Raw genomic sequence first — 16,825 nt, 5'->3', positions numbered from 1 at the left:
AAACCGTTAAATAGTGGTAAGAATGGTTGCAGACGCCACAGATAGAGTTATTCTTCCTGTACTGGTTATTTACATACGTTTTTTTTATCGTGACTGTTGCACCAAATAAAGCTTCTTCAGAGAGCAATTCCAATAATCTTAAAAAAGATAATTTCCCAAAGACTGCACCAGCGGCTTATCCTGTTTTCTTCAGATCTTACAGCAGGAAAACTTCCTCTGGCAAAAGGGAGAACTGGAGCGAAGTAGGTGAAAGAAATTTATCGGGTTTAAAAGAATTAGGAAAACTTTCTGAAGAAGAATTGATCCTAATGAGAGAGATGCAAAGCAACCAAAAAGCCCAACCTTCAGGGAGATGGTTATGGATTGGCGGAACTCCTTGGATTAATAAGAACCAAAATTTCTCAGGAGCTTACAACTGTACATCAACAAACTTAATTGATTGGGAAGCATTCGCTTTGATGATGGACTTAGCAATGATGGGATGTGGAACAGGTGCAATAATTGAGCCTCATTTTATAAACAATTTACCTACGGTAATAAACAAAATAAATATTAAATCAGTTAGTGAAGTTGGAATAACTCCCAAAGATCAAAGAAAAGAAAAATCATCATTAGAAATCAAAGGAAAAGATCTTCATATCAAAGTTGGAGACAGCAGAAGAGGCTGGGTAGATAGCTATAAATATCTTCTTGAGGCATCAAGCAACGAAAGTCTTGAAAGAGAAATTGATGTTTTTATTAATTTGGAAGATATTAGACCTGCTGGAGAATCATTAAAGGGTTTTGGTGGCATGGCAAATCCTATTAAATTGAAAGATCTATACTCTAGAGTCGCATCACTTCTTGGAAAGGCAATTGGCAGAAAATTAAGTACAGTAGAGTGTTGTTTATTAATTGATGAAGCTGCAGTAACCATAGTTGCTGGGAATATCAGAAGAAGTGCTGGAATGAGACAATTTGCTTCAGATGATAAGGAGGCGGCATCAGCCAAAGAAAATCTATGGAGTCAAGATGAGAATGGTAATTGGAGAATAGATCCTGAAAAAGATGCCCTCAGGATGGCTAATCATACCAGGGTTTACCATTCAAAACCCACTTATCAAACTGTTTTGGATGCTGTCACAAAACAATTCCACTCAGGTGAGGGAGCTATTCAATTTGCTCCAGAAGCAATCGCAAGGTCAAATGCAGATATTCTAAAAGACGATGAATTGAGAAAGGAATTTATTGAAATCTACTCAGAACAAGGTAAGGATGAAGCGAGAAATTGGATGAATAGTAGTTATGGTCCATTTTCTGAAGAAGAGCTAGATCACAGGATGAGCAGATATGGACTTAACCCTTGTGGCGAGATCTTGGGGAATGATTTTCACTGTAATTTGGCTGAAGTTCATTTAAATCAGATTGATCCCGAAAATTTTGAAGAGCAAAAAAAAGCTTTTAAAGCTGCAGCTCTTTCGGTAGCATGCTTACTCAATCATGAATTTGAAGTTGAGCGTTACAGAAAAAGTAGGGAATATGACCCTATTGTAGGTGTAAGTTTCACGGGATTATTTGATTTCTGCGTTCATGCATTTGGGACACCATGGTTGAAGTGGTGGGAAGCAGGAAGGCCCAATAGTGAAGAAGGGAAAGCTTTCAAAGAGAAGGAAGCTAAATTCTTAGATTCTTGGAGAAAAATAGTAAAAGAAACTGTCTGGGAATATTGTGATAAACATAATCTGAGAAGACCAAATCGATGCACCACCGTTCAGCCAGCTGGGACTAAAAGTCTTCTAACAGGAGCAGCTCCAGGATGGCATCCTCCAAAGGCTCAAAGATTCATAAGAAGAATAACTTTCAGGAAAAATGATCCAATAGCTTTAGCTTGCATGGATTATGGTTACTCAGTTGTTCCATCCCAATCTGATAAAGATGAAAATGGCTGTTTGCTTGACAATCCATTTGATCCAAGATGTACAGAATGGTTAGTTGAAATCCCTACAGAAGTTAGCTGGGCAAATATAGATGGTGCAGACCAAATAGATATCAACAATTTCTCAGCATTAGCTCAATTTGATTTTTACATGCAAGTGCAGAAATTTTACACAGAGCATAATACCTCTGCAACCGTAGAATTTAGAGAAAATGAAATCGAGGATTTAGCTAAGGCTATTCATAATGCAATAGAAAATAATGAGGGATATATTTCAGCGGCATTGCTAGCTCGATTTAGTGCTAACGCTACTTTCCCGAGATTACCCTTTGAACCAATAAGTAAAGAGGAATATATTTCATTGCAAAATAACGTAATAAAAAGAAAAGTTAATAACGATTTCTTTGACGCTCTTAATAAATATGATGTTGGAGAACTATCTGAAGCAGGTCCAGCAGGTTGTGATTCAGACAAGTGTCTTCTTCCTCTGACTAAACCAAAAAATTAATTTTTAAATTATTTGTTAAAAAAAAGATAAATTAGTTTTTAAAAATTTAATTTATGGCTAACTCTTAAATAGGGACATAAATTATTTATGACATTAAGCTTTAATATTGGGAATTTTTTTAATGATTCCTCTAGTGATGCATTGGTGGATGAACTAAGAAAAAGAACATCAGAGGAGGGTATATTGGAATTTGAAGAAAAATTTAACTCCAAAAATGAAAAAAATCTACATATCCATATATGTAGATTACTAAAAAATAGATCAATATCCAGGGGACTTGCTTCTAAATGGTTAGTGACAATAATTAAAAACAAAGAATCAAAAATTAATGCTTTGCAAAATTAAATAATTAGGTTAGAGCTGAAAGTCTCCATAGTGCAATTCCGAAAATTGAGAATCCCATAATAAAAGTAAAAGCTAAAGCATTTACCAATTGAACCTTATCATTCATTCTGTCTGCGAAAGGCAATAATTCCGCAAATAATGGAGTAAATTCACCTATGGCAGATTTTCTTAGTGTAGTTTTTTTTACTGTAGGTTTTTTGCTTCTAGAAAACATAAAACAATATTTATAATCCTAAGAATTTTACAGTTAAAAGACCATTAAATAAAAAATACTTCTTAAAAACGAACAAAATGTAACCTGTAAGAAACTACATAAGTATAAATGTAGATATTTCCAGTAAAAGCCTTAACTAATAATTAAGATAATAAGTTTATTTATTAAATACCTAGACAAATATTTTCCTGGAATGTTAATATATTTTTGTAGCAACAGCTACCAAAACGTTCAACTTGCGTTTAGCAAGCCGCAAATCGACTTAAGCCATGGAACGGGGACTTAAGCGAAACCGGAGCTTAAAAAATGACTCTAATTTACAGAGGGCAAAAATACGTCCAGAACAAAGAAGCCGCTAAAAAGCAGCATAACGAACTAACTTATAGAGGAAAAGCTTACACAAGCTAGTTCATTTATCCAATAAATAAAAAAAACCACTTTTAGTGGTTTTTTTTTGTCTTATCTAAAACTTGAAAAATTAATAAATAATTTTCTGAAGCATTAAAATAATATGATTTAATACCCCTCTATAAATTTATAACCATGGCAGACCATAAACCTTTATTTAAAGCACCTTATGACATAAAAGATGTAAGTGCTCTTTTCTCCATAGTTGCCTTCGTTTTAATAATTGCTGCCATAGTTGGGAACAACTTATTTGGTTTATTTCAGCAAAATATTAACTTTGGATGATTTTTTTGGGTGTCAGAATAATTATGTAAACTAATTTTGTTGATTAAATGTGACTAATAATAGACTATTACAACGATTAACCCGTCATTATTAATAAAATACCACTCTCAAAATAGTTTCTTTAAATAATTTTTTTAATCTTTGAATTATAGACTGTGGCTAATTTCTTGTGTTATGGTTTTTTGTTCAACAAAACTGAATAACCCTCTGGAGGGGTGGTCGAGTGGTTTAAGGCTCTAGTCTTGAAAGATAGATTTAGTTTTAGTTATACCTGTGATTTGGAAGACAACTTGACTTGAAGTTCCGGATCAGTTCCGAAAATTTTAACCATCTTTTGATATAATTAAAAAGCTAAAAATTTAATATTTTTTGCCTGGAGGGGTGGTCGAGTGGTTTAAGGCTCTAGTCTTGAAAACTAGCGTATCTGCAAGGGTACCGTGGGTTCGAATCCCACCCCCTCCGTACTACTTAACTGACTTCTGAAGAGACAACTCCTTTTAGGATTTTTTTATTTTCTTAAATTTTAAGTTAGTTCTTTAGAGTAACTCTCAGTTACCCTCTAATAGGGAACAAAACGGGTATATTTCGGGTATAAATATCAACTACCTATTGAGCCATTATTATTTAAATCCATATTAAAAATAGATTCATAGCCAGCAGCAGTTGCTTGAGCATCAGTAAGCCAACCACTCTCAGAAACATAAGCTCCACTAGAGTTCGTAGTCCAAACAAGAACTTGACCGTCGCAACTACCAGTACCGTCAAACAAAACTTCAAAACTAGAAGAGTTATTCTTTGCTGCAACAACATCCCAAAGACTACTAGTATTGTCGTTCCAACCAGTATGAAAAGTTACAGAGCCATTATCTCCAAGAAGTTGATAATTATTGGAATGAACATACATTCCTGTACGTAAATTTGAGATATCAATTGATGTTCCATTAAGTGAAATAGTTTCTATTGAAGAAAGTTGATCTTTACCTCCCCGATTTAATTTTTTATCAGTAACTATTAAATTTGTTCCCTTCCAAACTTTGTAGTTGTATATATCTAAAGAAAATTGTGCAGTATCATTTCCATTTCCACCAATAAGAATGTCATCTCCATTACCCCCAATTAAAGTATCGTTACCAGAGCCACCATTTAAAGTATTATTTCTAGTATTACCTGTAAGAGTATTATCTAAAGTATTACCAGTTGCATTGATATTGCCCGAACCTGTAAGAGTTAGATTTTCTACATTATTAGAAGCGGTGAAAGTAACAGAAGATTGTATTAAATCTGTTCCTTCTGAGGATTTTTCTGTAACGGTATCGCTGGTGCTATCAACAACATAGGTATCATCACCAGCTCCTCCGATTAAAGTATCGTTACCAGAGCCACCATTTAAAGTATTGTTTTCATTATTTCCTATTAACTCATCATTACCAGATCCGCCTATCGCTGATTCTATATAAGTACCTGGTGCTATGCATAAATTACCATTTAGACCTCCAATATTAGATACATAAGGAGTTGAAGAGGACTTTTCAGTTGGTCTGAGGTCTATAGTTTGGTTATCGCTAAATCCACTAAGATCGATAGTATCATTACCTTTTCCATCAACAATGGTATAAGCAGAAGAAGATGCATTTGTAGAGAATTGATTCCATATCAAACTTACATCAGAAGAAATATTTGTGTTAAAGCCATAAATTGTATCTCCGTGAAAGGCATTACTCAAACCAAAACCTTCTGAAGAGTAAATGTCATCTAATGCAATCCAATCAGCAACCATAGGAGTCTGAATAAAAGCTTTATCTGCTGAAATATTTGGATTATTATTTTGAGCTACGTAAGACATTATAGAAGCTTGCCAAGAATCATTGGTGTATGCCAATTCATCCCAATTCCAATTTCCGTTATAGTTACCTAAATGATATAAACCTAAGCCATGCAAAATTTCATGAGTATAGGTTTGAGAGGTATAGTCGCCTAAATTTGATGATGTATAACTAGAAACTCCGTCAAACCAATAGTATCCAACATTAATATAAGAAAAATCTACTCCAGAAGAATATCCAGTCGCTCCACAATAAGCTGAAAAGTTTTCACTATCTTTAAAATAAAAATCTGTATCAGATCCTGTGCTTGATGTTTCTTCAAAATCAATTCCAGTAGTAGCCTCTATTAATTTAAAAGTTTCCCTTGCCAAGGTCTTCCTACCTTCCGTAATCCCGTCACTATCAGGAGTCCCATAGAAGGAAAATCCACTTGAAAAGTTATAAAGAAGTTTGCCATTGTTTGGGTTTAACCCTGTAGAAGATAAATTATATTTTCTATCAATACTCCAAGCAGTTCTTATAAAGGTCGCTAATTCTTGATAAGTTCCAGCGCTCGAAGGAGCCTTTGAGTTGTCACCTTCAAATGGACTTTCTTCTCCTCCACTGCTTCCATTACATGCTGAACATGTACAAGCTTTATTGTGAAAAAAATTACCATCAATTTTATTATCTTTATCAATCACTCTATGAGTGGGTAAAGTATCTAGAAATATAATAGTTGAAGAATTAATAATTTTCTAATCATTCCTAAGTTAATTATTTACGGTCTGATTTTATTCTGCGAAGAGCATCAAACGCTTTCTCTATTGAATCAGTTAATAGAGTAATTAATGGTTTATCTCTAACAATAAGATTTACTGATACACTTTGGCCTGATTTCAATTTATATTTTTTACTATTTAATTCTAAAAATTGTTTATTTAACTCTACTAATGCTGGGAAACGAGATTCTGAATTTTGTTTGTCAGGAGGTAGAGACTCTTGACCTATAGATTTAAGAACTCCTTTTATTGAACCAAATTGAGTAAAAGGAAATGCATCAACCCTAATCTCAGCATTCATATTGGGTCTTACAAAACCTACATCTTTATTACTAAGAAATATTTTTGCCTCTAAATCACCTTCAGGAACTATAAGCAACAAAGTTTCCCCACTGCTAGCGTAATAGCCCTCGTTAGAAGGGATTAAATTAAAAACGGTTCCATTTGCAGGGGATACTAATTTCGCTCTATCCAATTCAAATTCTAATTCTTTCACCTTAGCTTTGACTTGTAAAATATCTGCTTCAATCTTTTGTAGTGAATCCCTTTCCTCTAACAATTCAATAAGCGAGATTACTCCTTCCTCGTTTAAAAAAACCAAACGATCTACAATCTCTTCCTTAATGTTTTTTGTAATAAGCAAACTATTTAATTTTGAATTTATACCTTCATATTGCGCTTCAAAGTTGCTTACATCCAATTCAATCAATATTTGATTTTCTCTAACCTTCTCCCCTTCTGCTACATTTAAACTTTTAATTAAGCTACTAAAAGGTGCCTTTATAGGCCTTTCTGCACCTTGTGCTTGCAACTCCCCCCTTGAGATAACAACTTCATCAATACGAGCAATAATTGAATAAACAAACCCGAATCCAACACTTCCAATAATTGCCCAAAGGAGTGCTTGACTCCAAAATAGGGTTGGTTTATAACGTAATTCTTGATCATTAAACGAATTAAATTTATTAAGAAATGATATTTTTTTTATTTTTTCCTTTAATCTTTTCACTTTATTTCTGATCCTTGTTGACGATAAAGTGTGGCGTAGCGACCATTTAAAATCATTAATTCCTGATGAGTCCCTTTTTCTTCTAAAACTCCTTTATTAAGAACCAATATTTGATTACAAAAAGTTAGCCTATTTAACCTATGACTAATAAAGAAAATAGTCTTACCTTTAAAATTATTTACTAAATTTTGTATAACTTTTATCTCAGTATCAATATCTAAAGCACTCGTTGCTTCATCAAGAATAAGCATATTTGGTTGCATCAAAGTCATTCTTGCAATAGCAATCCTTTGTCGTTGGCCCCCAGATAAATTTGATCCCCTTTCTCCAACAGAACTTGCGTATCCTGCACTCATTTCTTCAATAAAATCATGAGCACATGCAATCTTAGCTGCATTTTTTATTTCTTCTGCACTTGCTTCTGGTTTTGTTAGTGCAATGTTGTCCTGTATAGAACCATCAAAAAGAAAACAATCTTGAGGAACCAAACCAATTTGTGAGCGTAATGAGTAAAGATCAATTTTTGAGATATCTTGGCCATCAAGATAAATGCAACCTTCATTAGGGTTATAAAATCTTGTTAGTAATTTTAATAGGGTACTTTTCCCTGATCCACTAGTTCCAACTATCCCTATCACACTTCCCTCAATAATCTCAAAATTAATATTTAAAAGTTGAAGAGGAACCTTATTATTAAAACTAAAATTTACTTTTTCATATTTAACTCTCCCTTTAATTGGTGCGAGTGGAGGTTGATTAATTCCTGAAATTTCTATCTCTTCCTTTTGATCAACAATATCTGAAAGTCGCTCTAATGAAATAATTGTTTCTTGAAAGTTTTGCCATAAAGTTGCCAATCTCAATAATGGATTTGTAACATATCCAGATAAAATTCTGAATGCTATTAATTGACCTAAGCTCATTTTCCCATCTAAAACAATTAGGGCTCCAGTCCAAATAACAATTAAGCCAGAAAGCTGCTGTAAGAAATTACTAGCAGATCCAGCAGCAGTACTTGTAATAGTATTTTTGAAGCCCGCTTGAATTTGACGGCCATAAAATTTTTCCCATTGCCATTCACTTTGGGATTCCATACCTTGTCCTTTGACAGTTTCCATACCTGTAAGCGTCTCAACAAGATGACTACTAACTCGAGCATTAGACGCAGCTTTATCTCTCAATTGTTTTCTAATAACTGGGGACAAGGTCAAGGTAAGAATTATAAAGAAGGGCACAACAGCTAATGCAAAAAAAGTTAACTTCACTGAGTAAGTAAGCATTACGCATATGTAGATAAAAGAGAAAATTGAATCGAGTATTACTGTCAAACTCGTGCCTGTTAAAAAGTTTCTTATTTTTTCTAATTCATTTATTCGACTGCTCACTTCCCCTACAGGTCTTGTGGAGAAATAATTAATCGGAAGTCTAAATAAATGATGAATAATTGAAGCCCCCAATGAAATATCCATCCTATTAGTTGTATCAGTGAATAGATAAGTGCGAAGTGAACCAATAATTGCCTGTGCAATAGCCATTGCAATTAAAAGTGAGCCAAGAACATTCAGACTTCTTAAATTCCCTTGAGAGATAACGGCATCAATAATTTGCTGAATTAGAAGTGGATTAAAAAGACCTAGTAATTGAACAAAGAAGCTGGCAATTACAACTTGAATAAGGCTATTTCTATGTTTCTTTAATGCTGGGAAAAACCATTTCAAACCAAATCTTGCTCTTGGAGAATTTACAGTATGTTCGACAAATAATATTTGAATGTTTTTACAAAACTCTTCATTGAAAATCTCTTCTACTTTTATCCAATTTTGCCCTCTTAATGGATCACTTAAAAGTATCCTTTTTTCTTTCTGTTCCCAAATAATTACTGGATGGTCCTTTACGAAAGTCAGTGATGGCAAAGGTATTCTCTCAAGTAATTTTGGAGAATCTGGTTTTAAAATAGAACTCTTCAATCCTAACAACTCGCATATTGCAGCTAGTTGAAAGATGCTTAATTTATCATTTCTGGAGGATAGTAGCTGTTCTCCAATAATACGCTTAAGTAAATCCTTCCTGAAAGGTAAATCAAAATTATGGGATAACATTCTTAAGCAAGCGAGAGTCTCTTCTAAAGAACCTTCCCCGGAACTATGAGGATATGAAATATTTTTATTAAGTCTTCCGAATCTATCCTCAAATGCATCTCTCTTTTTTTTAAATTTACTGCTTTTAAAATTGGAATAAATATCATCATCATCAATGTAAATTTTTTCTTTTGGTTTTTCATCTTTTGATTTTATTAACCAATCACATTTATTTAATGGGATAAGACGTCCTGGCATTTCTCCATTAATTTTAATTTTCAAGGGTGATTTTATTAAAGAACCAATTGGGAAATTATCTATATTGCTACTACTTACTAGCCAAAACTCAGATGAATCATCAAGAAAATTCTCACCAATATCGAATTGATTAACTTTGATATTCTCTTTTAAGAATTTTTTACAAATACCGAAGATTTCATAGGTATCAAGTAATTTTTCATTTTCACTGATTGCAAGAAATAATTCATTCAAAGTAAGTTGTCTAAAATATTCTTTTATAGTTTTGTTTTTCTGGAAATCGAGAAAAATATCTGTTGGAATTAGAATTCCTTTTACATTTGATGCTGCAGCTAAAGATACTTTATTAGTACCACTTAATATTTGCTGAGCTCCAACTAATTGTTTTTTTGAAAATTTTTCAATAGTAAATATTTCTTTATTAATATCCATGCCAAGCAATCTCATTTCTCCTTCTTCTATCAAAAAAACACCCGGAATATCCTCACCAAATTTATTTAATTTTTGTCCTGCTTCTAATGTTACATATGAAATATGTTCATCAAAAACCCCTTCTTCTCTCTCAGAAAAGTTAAATATCTTCTTGAGTTCTGATCTCTCGATATTTTGGTTAAATTTGACCATATTTTTATTCTAATAATTCATTTAGTTTGTCAAATGATTTATCATTCATTAATTCTTGAATAAACTTCGAACCTAATTCTAAAGCTAATTCTTTAGACAATGACTCATTCAGTGAGCTATTTTTAATGTAATTAAGTCTTACAATAATCCACCACATATCAATTTTCCTAGGAATCCATAACTGTCCCTTTTCACTTATTTGAAGTAATTTTGCCAGAGCAGGATGAGCTTTCCCAATAGGGTCTGGGCCTATAATTCCCTGAGTTTGTTTTTCTGGTCCTTCAGAATATTTTTTTGCTATCTCTTCAAATGTGGATTCTTTTTCTTTTATTCGAAGGTAAAGTTCATTTGCTAAATTCTCAGATGAAACTCTAATGAGTGAGTATTCGACTTTATCAAGCATTGATTTTTTATCAAGATAATAATTAGGTATTCTTTCGCTAAATTTATCCATACACCATTTTGTCCATCTCCATTTGCGAGTTATATAGTCATTCCATTGATCCTCATTAAAACCATTTTTTTCCTTCCAAATTTTTAATTCTTCTTCACCTTTAATTTGTTTTTTCTGGCACCAATATTTGGTAATTTCTCTAATATTCTCAGCCAGTGGATACTGAACATTTTTCAAGGTTAAGTCAACTAAATTTTCTACCATCACTCGTTGGTATAAACCCCATCTAGTGATTTTATCTATTGATACTTTTAATTGATTTTCTTTTTTTATTTTTTAAAATGCATCTTATCAAATAATTATAGCTCAATAATCAAGATGTCTATCTAAATTTAGTTTCCAAAAATAATCGATAATAATTTAAATTTAATAAAAACTAATATTATTTTATATAAGTTATGTAAGCTAGTTAAGCTTTCTATATATTCAGCTTCTTTTAGGGAAAGTGGTAAATTGTTTTAAAAATATAGTCTTGAAAAATATTTTATAACAAGAGTAAAAGTGTGTTGTAATCCCATCCAATCCTTTCTAAAAATTAAACTTGATAAATTCTTTTAGTAATTCTTATAATTAACCCTTAATGATTTATGATCTTTAGTTAAAATTTTTCATTAATATTTCTAGGGAAAAATGATATCGGCAATATTAATAATATGTTTAGTTTCATTAACGCCTTTCCCTTCTCTCCCTTTAGTAATTTATTACTACTCCAAACTAGGTTTTATTGATGGTTTTATTGTTGTCTCATTAGCTTCAAATTTAAAAATTCTCATTCATTACTATTTAGGAAGGTTATTAAGAAGTAAAAAAATAAATCTTTTAAATTTAGGAAAAAAAATATCAAAGATAGAAAGAAAATATAAATCAATCAAAACACGAGACATTTTATTAATTAGATTATCTAATTTATTTATTACGAGAATATTAAATATCTTCTTAGGTTTTATAAATTTCTCTCTGAGAAAAACATTTTTTATCAATAATATTGCAATACTTCCATGGCAATTACTTTATTTTTACTTTGCAACTAAAGTTGATTTTTTATCAGAAATTTTAATTTATTATGGGATAGATTTATCAATTGTAAGATTTTTGTCAATTTTATCAATTACATCAATTACTTTCCTGGTAGTAAGGATTCTAATTAATTTATACAAGAAATTTAATCTAATCAACTACCTAGAGAATTTAATTAAATAATTTACCCTGCCTCAAGTATTTATAAATATAAAAATTGATTAGTTTAAGGTTAAACCCATTGCTTAAATTCTAGAAGAATTATTGATATTTCTAACTTCCATTTCAGCTTGCAAACAAGCTTTTTACAAGCGCATCTTTGGTTATATTCAAAATCCTCCAAATTCAATTACTGATTTAAGTTTAGGAGTTATATGTTGATTATTAATTTGCTTATGCTTTAGAAGATTTCGAACATTCATGTAGTTATTTGCATCCAAATGGAAATTATTTGGTAAGTAATTTAAGAATTTTTTATAGTTTTTTATTTTTTAAAAGATATACCAATACCGGCTCCTGGATACCAATGGTTTTTAGGAATTTCTTTAAAAAAAAGGAAATTACGATTAGTTCTTTTTGAGAATTTTGAAAGAGAATTAGTAAAGTGAGAATTATCACCTAAAATTATTGAATCGGGAGAAATTCTTTCTTCAATTGTAAGATATTCTCGAAATTCATATTCGGAGCTATGATCACTATCATTTATAAAAATATCTATTCGATCCTTAATTTGCGAAAGCGATTCAATTGAATCACCATAGAGAATTTTCCCAACTGAAGAATATGGCTCTTTAAGTAATTTACCTGCTTGTTTATTAATGTCTGTACCTAAATAGGAACCCTGAAAACCTTCTTGCTTATTTCTAAGAAGCGCACTAGTTATTACGCAAGAACCGACGCCATGATCAACTCCAGTTTCAATGATAAGTTTTGGTTTTAAAATCCTCACGAAAGCATACCAACCAATTCTTCTTCCATATGCAAATTTAATTTCATTCCCATATTCAGGAATATTTCTTATAGAATTTTTGAGATGGTTGTATAAATCTTTATCATTCAAAAGCTCTGAAAAATATCTAGAAATTTCATTATTTGATTTGCCTGTCACTAAAGATATTAAATCAGCAAGATATTCTTTATTGATTTCAGTTAAATCATAGTAGAAATTAGATAATTCATTATCACCCCAAGCCCAATTATTAATCAGAGAATTTTTTTCTCTAAAATAACTATAAGCAAAATTTCTTTTAAAGATGAATAATAAGAATTTTGATAGTAAATTTTTTTTGAGTAAAAATTTTTTTATTAATTTTCTTAAACCATTATTTAACATTTGAAGAATTGTATTTTCACAGAATATTCAAATAATAGCCTAAGTGTAAATTCCAACTAAATTTTTATATTATAAAAATAGAAATATTAACGAAATAGGTTCTTGAATGATTTAAGAGTAATTTGATTAGTTATTAAATAAAGTTATTACTGCAATAATTTTTATGTTAAATGGAATTAATGAAAATCTAATAATCAATCATCTTCGAAATATATCCTAAAGTTATTTAAGTGGTAAGAAATGGGGTTTTGGTTTAGTCTAACCCTATCAGATCCTTTAGTGTCACTAAATAGCGTCTTATCTTGAAAACTAGCGTATCTGCAAGGGTAGCGTGGGTTCGAATCCCACCCCCTCCGCGCTCTTTAAAACTGATATTTACAATAATTTCTCCCAAGAGGGGATTTGTTTCGTCCCTTATATTTATAGAATTTCATAAGTTTTGATATAGTTTCATTTAGTAGGCCAGAAGAAAATAGTCCATTGTTGGTCCCCTCATCAATTCCTATTTATTATTGACAATCGATCTAAAATAAGGGTCAATTAGTTCATTTTATGGCAGACAACAAAAGAAATATCCAAAATGGCTACCAGAATAAATAAATATTTGAGTGAAGTTGGTTATTGTTCCAGAAGAGTAGCAGATAGATTAATTGAGGAAGGGAAAGTAACCATCAATGGTAAAATTTCAGAAATGGGTACCAAGTTAGAAGAAGGAGATCAAGTTGAAGTTGAAGGGCGAAGAATAGAAAAATCAAATAAACAAAAATGCATATATTTAGCCTTTAATAAACCTGTTGGAATTGTTTGCACAACCGATAGAAGAGTAGAACCTGACAATATCATAGATTTTATTAAATATCCTACAAGAATTTTTCCTATTGGAAGATTGGACAAGCCCAGTGAAGGATTAATTTTTTTAACTAATGATGGAGATATCGTAAATAAAATACTAAGAGCAAGAAATAATCATGAAAAAGAATACCTTGTAAGCGTTAATCGTCTGATTAAGAGAGACTTTATTCAAAGAATGAGTGATGGAGTTGAGATATTAGACACCATAACTAAGAATTGTTTCGTAAAACAATTGGGGCCAAAAAAATTTAAAATAATTCTTACTCAAGGACTTAACCGACAGATTAGGCGAATGTGTGAGTCCTTAGGCTACAAAGTGCAATCATTAAAGAGAGTAAGAATTATGAATATTAAGTTAGACGTACCGACAGGAAAATATCGCGAATTTACTAAAGAAGAGCTCTCAGAATTAAATAGATTACTTGAAAACTCTTCAAAAACATTTGACTAATAGAAACTTACAAGATTAAAAAATTAATTGACACAAAAGAAAAAATAACCTTTAAAACTAGCATATCCTTGAGTTCGAATACCAACCCTCCTTCATAATGAAAAGTCAAAGAAAATATCATGGGGTCGCATAACGCTTTTTGTTTTGTTTTTGTTAAAATTAATTTTTGTATTAGATATGAGTAAAGGATTTGCGACAGAGAGCCCAGTCCCAAATAAGAAAAAATTTTCAAACTCCTCAAATGTTCCTATGGGCAGACTTATATCATGGTCACCATGGCCACCAGCAGACTTTCAAACTAGATATCCTGCCTTTCCCTTCGTTCTTACAATATTGATTATAGTAATAGGGCAATGGTATCTTTCTTTTCTAAGGTAACCTAAAACTGGTTTTTGTATTTAAATTTTATATGAATTGAGTTTGAGAATTTATTTTGTTTTTTTCAATTTTATTATTAGCCCATTTCCAAGCGGCAATTATCCCAATACTATTAGGAATTAGATCGATTAATAAATTCAAACATTTAAGCAAGAATAAATTGATACCTTTAGGTTTTATTTTTTTAGGATTAGCATCGATTTCTGAAATGATAGATCATACCCAAACATCTTGGATTTATGTAGATCATTCTTCTTTATTTAATTGGTTATTTTATTCTTTCCTATCTTTAGGCCTAACATGTTTATCGATATCAGTTATAAAAAATAAATGTATTCAAAAAACTAATTTTTGTATCTCTATATGTTCAATAATCTCATACTTTTTATTTGATAAATCTATTGCTCTTCTTTTTCAAGTAATAATAAGTATCCTTCTAATTATTAATTGGCAAAGAGTTTTTAAAGATTGGCTTTTTATCCTTTACCCAATATTTGGTATTTTCTTTACGACTTTCTTTGGAACAAGGCTCTCAATTAGTGGCGATCAATTTTGGCATGTTTTAATAGGCCCATCTGGAACAATTAGCGTTATAACCTTTTATTTAGTATTAAAGAGATCAGGCAAAAAATATACTTAAGATTCTTATGAAAATATTTGTATTTACAAGTTTTATAGTGTGCTTAGTCACAATAATCTCTCCAGTAAGAATCCTTGCTGATACGGCACTTGATGTGTACATGAATGATTTTTATTCTAAATCGAATGAAGCTAGCCAGATTCTTAAAGAAATCGAAAATAGTCTAAAAGAGGGATCAAGAAAAAAAGTATGCTCTAGGCAAAGAGAGGCAGCAAGATTAGGTCTATTAGCTAATAAATCATTAATTAAAGCCTTTGAAATAGAGGGAGCTAATCCACCAATGAAAGAAATAAAGGCAAGTCAACAAAAATGGGAATCTATTCTTAATGAGTGCTGAAGAAAGTCATTATACTCTATAAATCTTTTTAAATTTGCATTCTTACAGATTTACTAATTAAGGGAATTTCAGGTTCAACTCCATAAATACATTGAGAAATCGAAAAAATAAAAATACATAGTGTAAAAATAAAAATTATTGAGCCTAATTCAACTATGGGAAATATTCTCAAGAGATATGAGATTATTATTAAAGCAATATCAATTAATAAAGCTTGGCATGCGTTATATCTAACGAAATAGGGAACATTAGGATTTCTTACTAATCCAGCAAACAAAATTATAAATAATAACAAACTACCAAAAGGCAAAGATTTTTCAATTATTGCTATTGGAAAAGTTAGCAATAATAGTATTTTTAAAAATGAATATTTATAGAACAAATAATATCCAAAAGGTATTGATGCCTTCAATGGCAAAGTATACAAAAATACCGATGAGAGTCTTTGGAATATCTGATTCAATATATTATTGAAATTTTATATTTATATTTTAACCTAATTTTCTGAACTTAATTAAAAGACTGATCCCCGAAAATATCAGCTTTGGCAGATTGTTATTAAATATTAGATAATTGATTAAGGTTCATAATTCAAAATGCGTATCCTACATACAATGTTGAGAGTTGGAGATTTAGATAAATCCATTGATTTCTACGTCAATAGATTAGGAATGAATTTATTAAGAAAAAAGGAGTACCCTCATGGAAAATTCACTTTGGCATTTGTTGGCTATGGCTCAGAAAAAGAAAACACAGTAATTGAATTAACTTATAACTGGGACAAAAAGTCGGAAGACTATGAGCTTGGAGATAAATATGGTCACATAGCTATTGGAGTAAAAGATATTCATCTTATTTGCCAAGGATTAGAAAATAATGGTTGTAAAATAACAACCAAACCTAAAACGATGAAAAACAGTACTACTGTCTTGGCTTTTGTTGAGGATCCTGATGGATATAAAATTGAACTTATTGAAAGAGATTAAAAGCTCGTAATTCTTTAATTTAATAAACAAATAACTAAATTAAAAAAAGATTGAATTTTCTAATATTTCGTTTTCAGTTAACGGAAAAATACCTATAAAATCATAATTGATAGATTCTACAGCTTAATTGCTAAAAAACATTATTTATA

General features: G+C 31.0%; 17 protein-coding genes and 1 tRNA gene. 11 read left to right on the top strand and 7 right to left on the bottom strand.

Annotated elements, in window-relative coordinates; translation table 11 throughout:
* The first annotated feature begins 89 nt into the window (after positions 1-89).
* Together nrdJ and HA146_RS03435 are read left to right on the top strand one after the other, a co-directional pair.
* Positions 90-2,423, top strand: coding sequence for a ribonucleoside-triphosphate reductase, adenosylcobalamin-dependent (gene nrdJ, locus HA146_RS03440; protein ID WP_209108168.1), 2,334 nt, complete (start codon positions 90-92; stop codon positions 2,421-2,423).
* A gap of 87 nt (positions 2,424-2,510) precedes the next feature.
* Complete coding sequence (locus HA146_RS03435) at positions 2,511-2,768, top strand: RNA recognition motif-containing protein (RefSeq protein ID WP_209108167.1); 258 nt, start codon at positions 2,511-2,513, stop codon at positions 2,766-2,768.
* 4 nt (positions 2,769-2,772) lie between these two features.
* Here the strand turns inward: HA146_RS03435 and HA146_RS03430 are convergent, their stop codons facing one another.
* Positions 2,773-2,982: a hypothetical protein gene (locus tag HA146_RS03430; protein WP_209108166.1), complete on the bottom strand. Its 210-nt coding sequence runs from the start codon at positions 2,980-2,982 to the stop codon at positions 2,773-2,775.
* 306 nt (positions 2,983-3,288) lie between these two features.
* Here HA146_RS03430 and HA146_RS03425 point away from each other — a divergent pair, with 306 nt between their 5' ends.
* From HA146_RS03425 to HA146_RS03415, 3 genes are all read left to right on the top strand, one after another.
* Complete coding sequence (locus tag HA146_RS03425; protein ID WP_011862700.1) at positions 3,289-3,390, top strand: DUF4278 domain-containing protein; 102 nt, start codon at positions 3,289-3,291, stop codon at positions 3,388-3,390.
* 135 nt (positions 3,391-3,525) lie between these two features.
* Entirely contained in the window at positions 3,526-3,675 is a 150-nt protein-coding gene (locus tag HA146_RS03420; protein ID WP_209108165.1) for a hypothetical protein, read from the top strand.
* A gap of 375 nt (positions 3,676-4,050) precedes the next feature.
* Positions 4,051-4,137: transfer RNA gene (locus tag HA146_RS03415), tRNA-Ser, on the top strand.
* A gap of 136 nt (positions 4,138-4,273) precedes the next feature.
* Here HA146_RS03415 and HA146_RS09705 read toward each other — a convergent pair.
* The 4 genes from HA146_RS09705 to HA146_RS03395 form a co-directional block, all read right to left on the bottom strand.
* On the bottom strand, positions 4,274-6,181 hold the full coding sequence (locus tag HA146_RS09705) for a M10 family metallopeptidase C-terminal domain-containing protein (protein WP_209108164.1): 1,908 nt from the start codon (positions 6,179-6,181) through the stop codon (positions 4,274-4,276).
* A 73-nt stretch (positions 6,182-6,254) separates the two neighbouring features.
* Positions 6,255-7,268, bottom strand: a complete 1,014-nt coding sequence (locus HA146_RS03405) for an HlyD family secretion protein (RefSeq protein WP_209108163.1) — start codon at positions 7,266-7,268, stop codon at positions 6,255-6,257.
* Entirely contained in the window at positions 7,265-10,228 is a 2,964-nt protein-coding gene (locus tag HA146_RS03400) for a peptidase domain-containing ABC transporter (RefSeq protein WP_209108162.1), read from the bottom strand. Before HA146_RS03400 ends, HA146_RS03405 begins: the two co-directional genes overlap by 4 nt.
* Before the next feature lie 4 nt (positions 10,229-10,232).
* On the bottom strand, positions 10,233-10,886 hold the full coding sequence (locus tag HA146_RS03395; RefSeq protein ID WP_209108161.1) for a peptidylprolyl isomerase: 654 nt from the start codon (positions 10,884-10,886) through the stop codon (positions 10,233-10,235).
* 426 nt (positions 10,887-11,312) lie between these two features.
* On the opposite strand from HA146_RS03395, the gene HA146_RS03390 reads away from it, so the two are divergent.
* Positions 11,313-11,882, top strand: coding sequence for a VTT domain-containing protein (locus HA146_RS03390; RefSeq protein WP_209108160.1), 570 nt, complete (start codon positions 11,313-11,315; stop codon positions 11,880-11,882).
* Positions 11,883-12,183: 301 nt separating this feature from the next.
* On the opposite strand, the gene HA146_RS03385 is transcribed toward HA146_RS03390, so the two are convergent.
* The gene (locus tag HA146_RS03385) at positions 12,184-13,032 is read right to left on the bottom strand and encodes a class I SAM-dependent methyltransferase (RefSeq protein ID WP_209108159.1); all 849 of its coding nucleotides are present in this window, start codon (positions 13,030-13,032) and stop codon (positions 12,184-12,186) included.
* Positions 13,033-13,612: 580 nt separating this feature from the next.
* On the opposite strand from HA146_RS03385, the gene rluF reads away from it, so the two are divergent.
* The 4 genes from rluF to HA146_RS03365 all read left to right on the top strand — a co-directional run bounded on the left by rluF (position 13,613) and on the right by HA146_RS03365 (position 15,690).
* Complete coding sequence (gene rluF / locus HA146_RS03380) at positions 13,613-14,335, top strand: 23S rRNA pseudouridine(2604) synthase RluF (RefSeq protein WP_209108158.1); 723 nt, start codon at positions 13,613-13,615, stop codon at positions 14,333-14,335.
* Positions 14,336-14,512: 177 nt separating this feature from the next.
* Positions 14,513-14,713 carry a hypothetical protein gene (locus HA146_RS03375; RefSeq protein WP_209108157.1) on the top strand — a complete coding sequence of 67 codons (201 nt, stop codon included), beginning with the start codon at positions 14,513-14,515 and terminating at the stop codon, positions 14,711-14,713.
* Between the two features lie 55 nt (positions 14,714-14,768).
* Positions 14,769-15,353 carry a hypothetical protein gene (locus HA146_RS03370; protein ID WP_209108156.1) on the top strand — a complete coding sequence of 195 codons (585 nt, stop codon included), beginning with the start codon at positions 14,769-14,771 and terminating at the stop codon, positions 15,351-15,353.
* A gap of 7 nt (positions 15,354-15,360) precedes the next feature.
* Complete coding sequence (locus HA146_RS03365) at positions 15,361-15,690, top strand: hypothetical protein (protein ID WP_209108155.1); 330 nt, start codon at positions 15,361-15,363, stop codon at positions 15,688-15,690.
* Positions 15,691-15,718: 28 nt separating this feature from the next.
* Here HA146_RS03365 and HA146_RS03360 read toward each other — a convergent pair whose 3' ends face one another.
* Positions 15,719-16,153 carry a Tic20 family protein gene (locus tag HA146_RS03360; protein ID WP_209108154.1) on the bottom strand — a complete coding sequence of 145 codons (435 nt, stop codon included), beginning with the start codon at positions 16,151-16,153 and terminating at the stop codon, positions 15,719-15,721.
* 133 nt (positions 16,154-16,286) lie between these two features.
* On the opposite strand from HA146_RS03360, the gene gloA reads away from it, so the two are divergent.
* Complete coding sequence (gene gloA / locus HA146_RS03355; RefSeq protein WP_209108153.1) at positions 16,287-16,676, top strand: lactoylglutathione lyase; 390 nt, start codon at positions 16,287-16,289, stop codon at positions 16,674-16,676.
* Positions 16,677-16,825: the final 149 nt, after the last annotated feature.

Origin of the sequence: Prochlorococcus marinus CUG1416, from assembly GCF_017695965.1 — a bacterium.
Lineage (GTDB): Bacteria > Cyanobacteriota > Cyanobacteriia > PCC-6307 > Cyanobiaceae > Prochlorococcus_A.
Note: the sequence above shows the minus strand (reverse complement) of the source record. Positions and strands in the feature narration are given on the sequence as shown.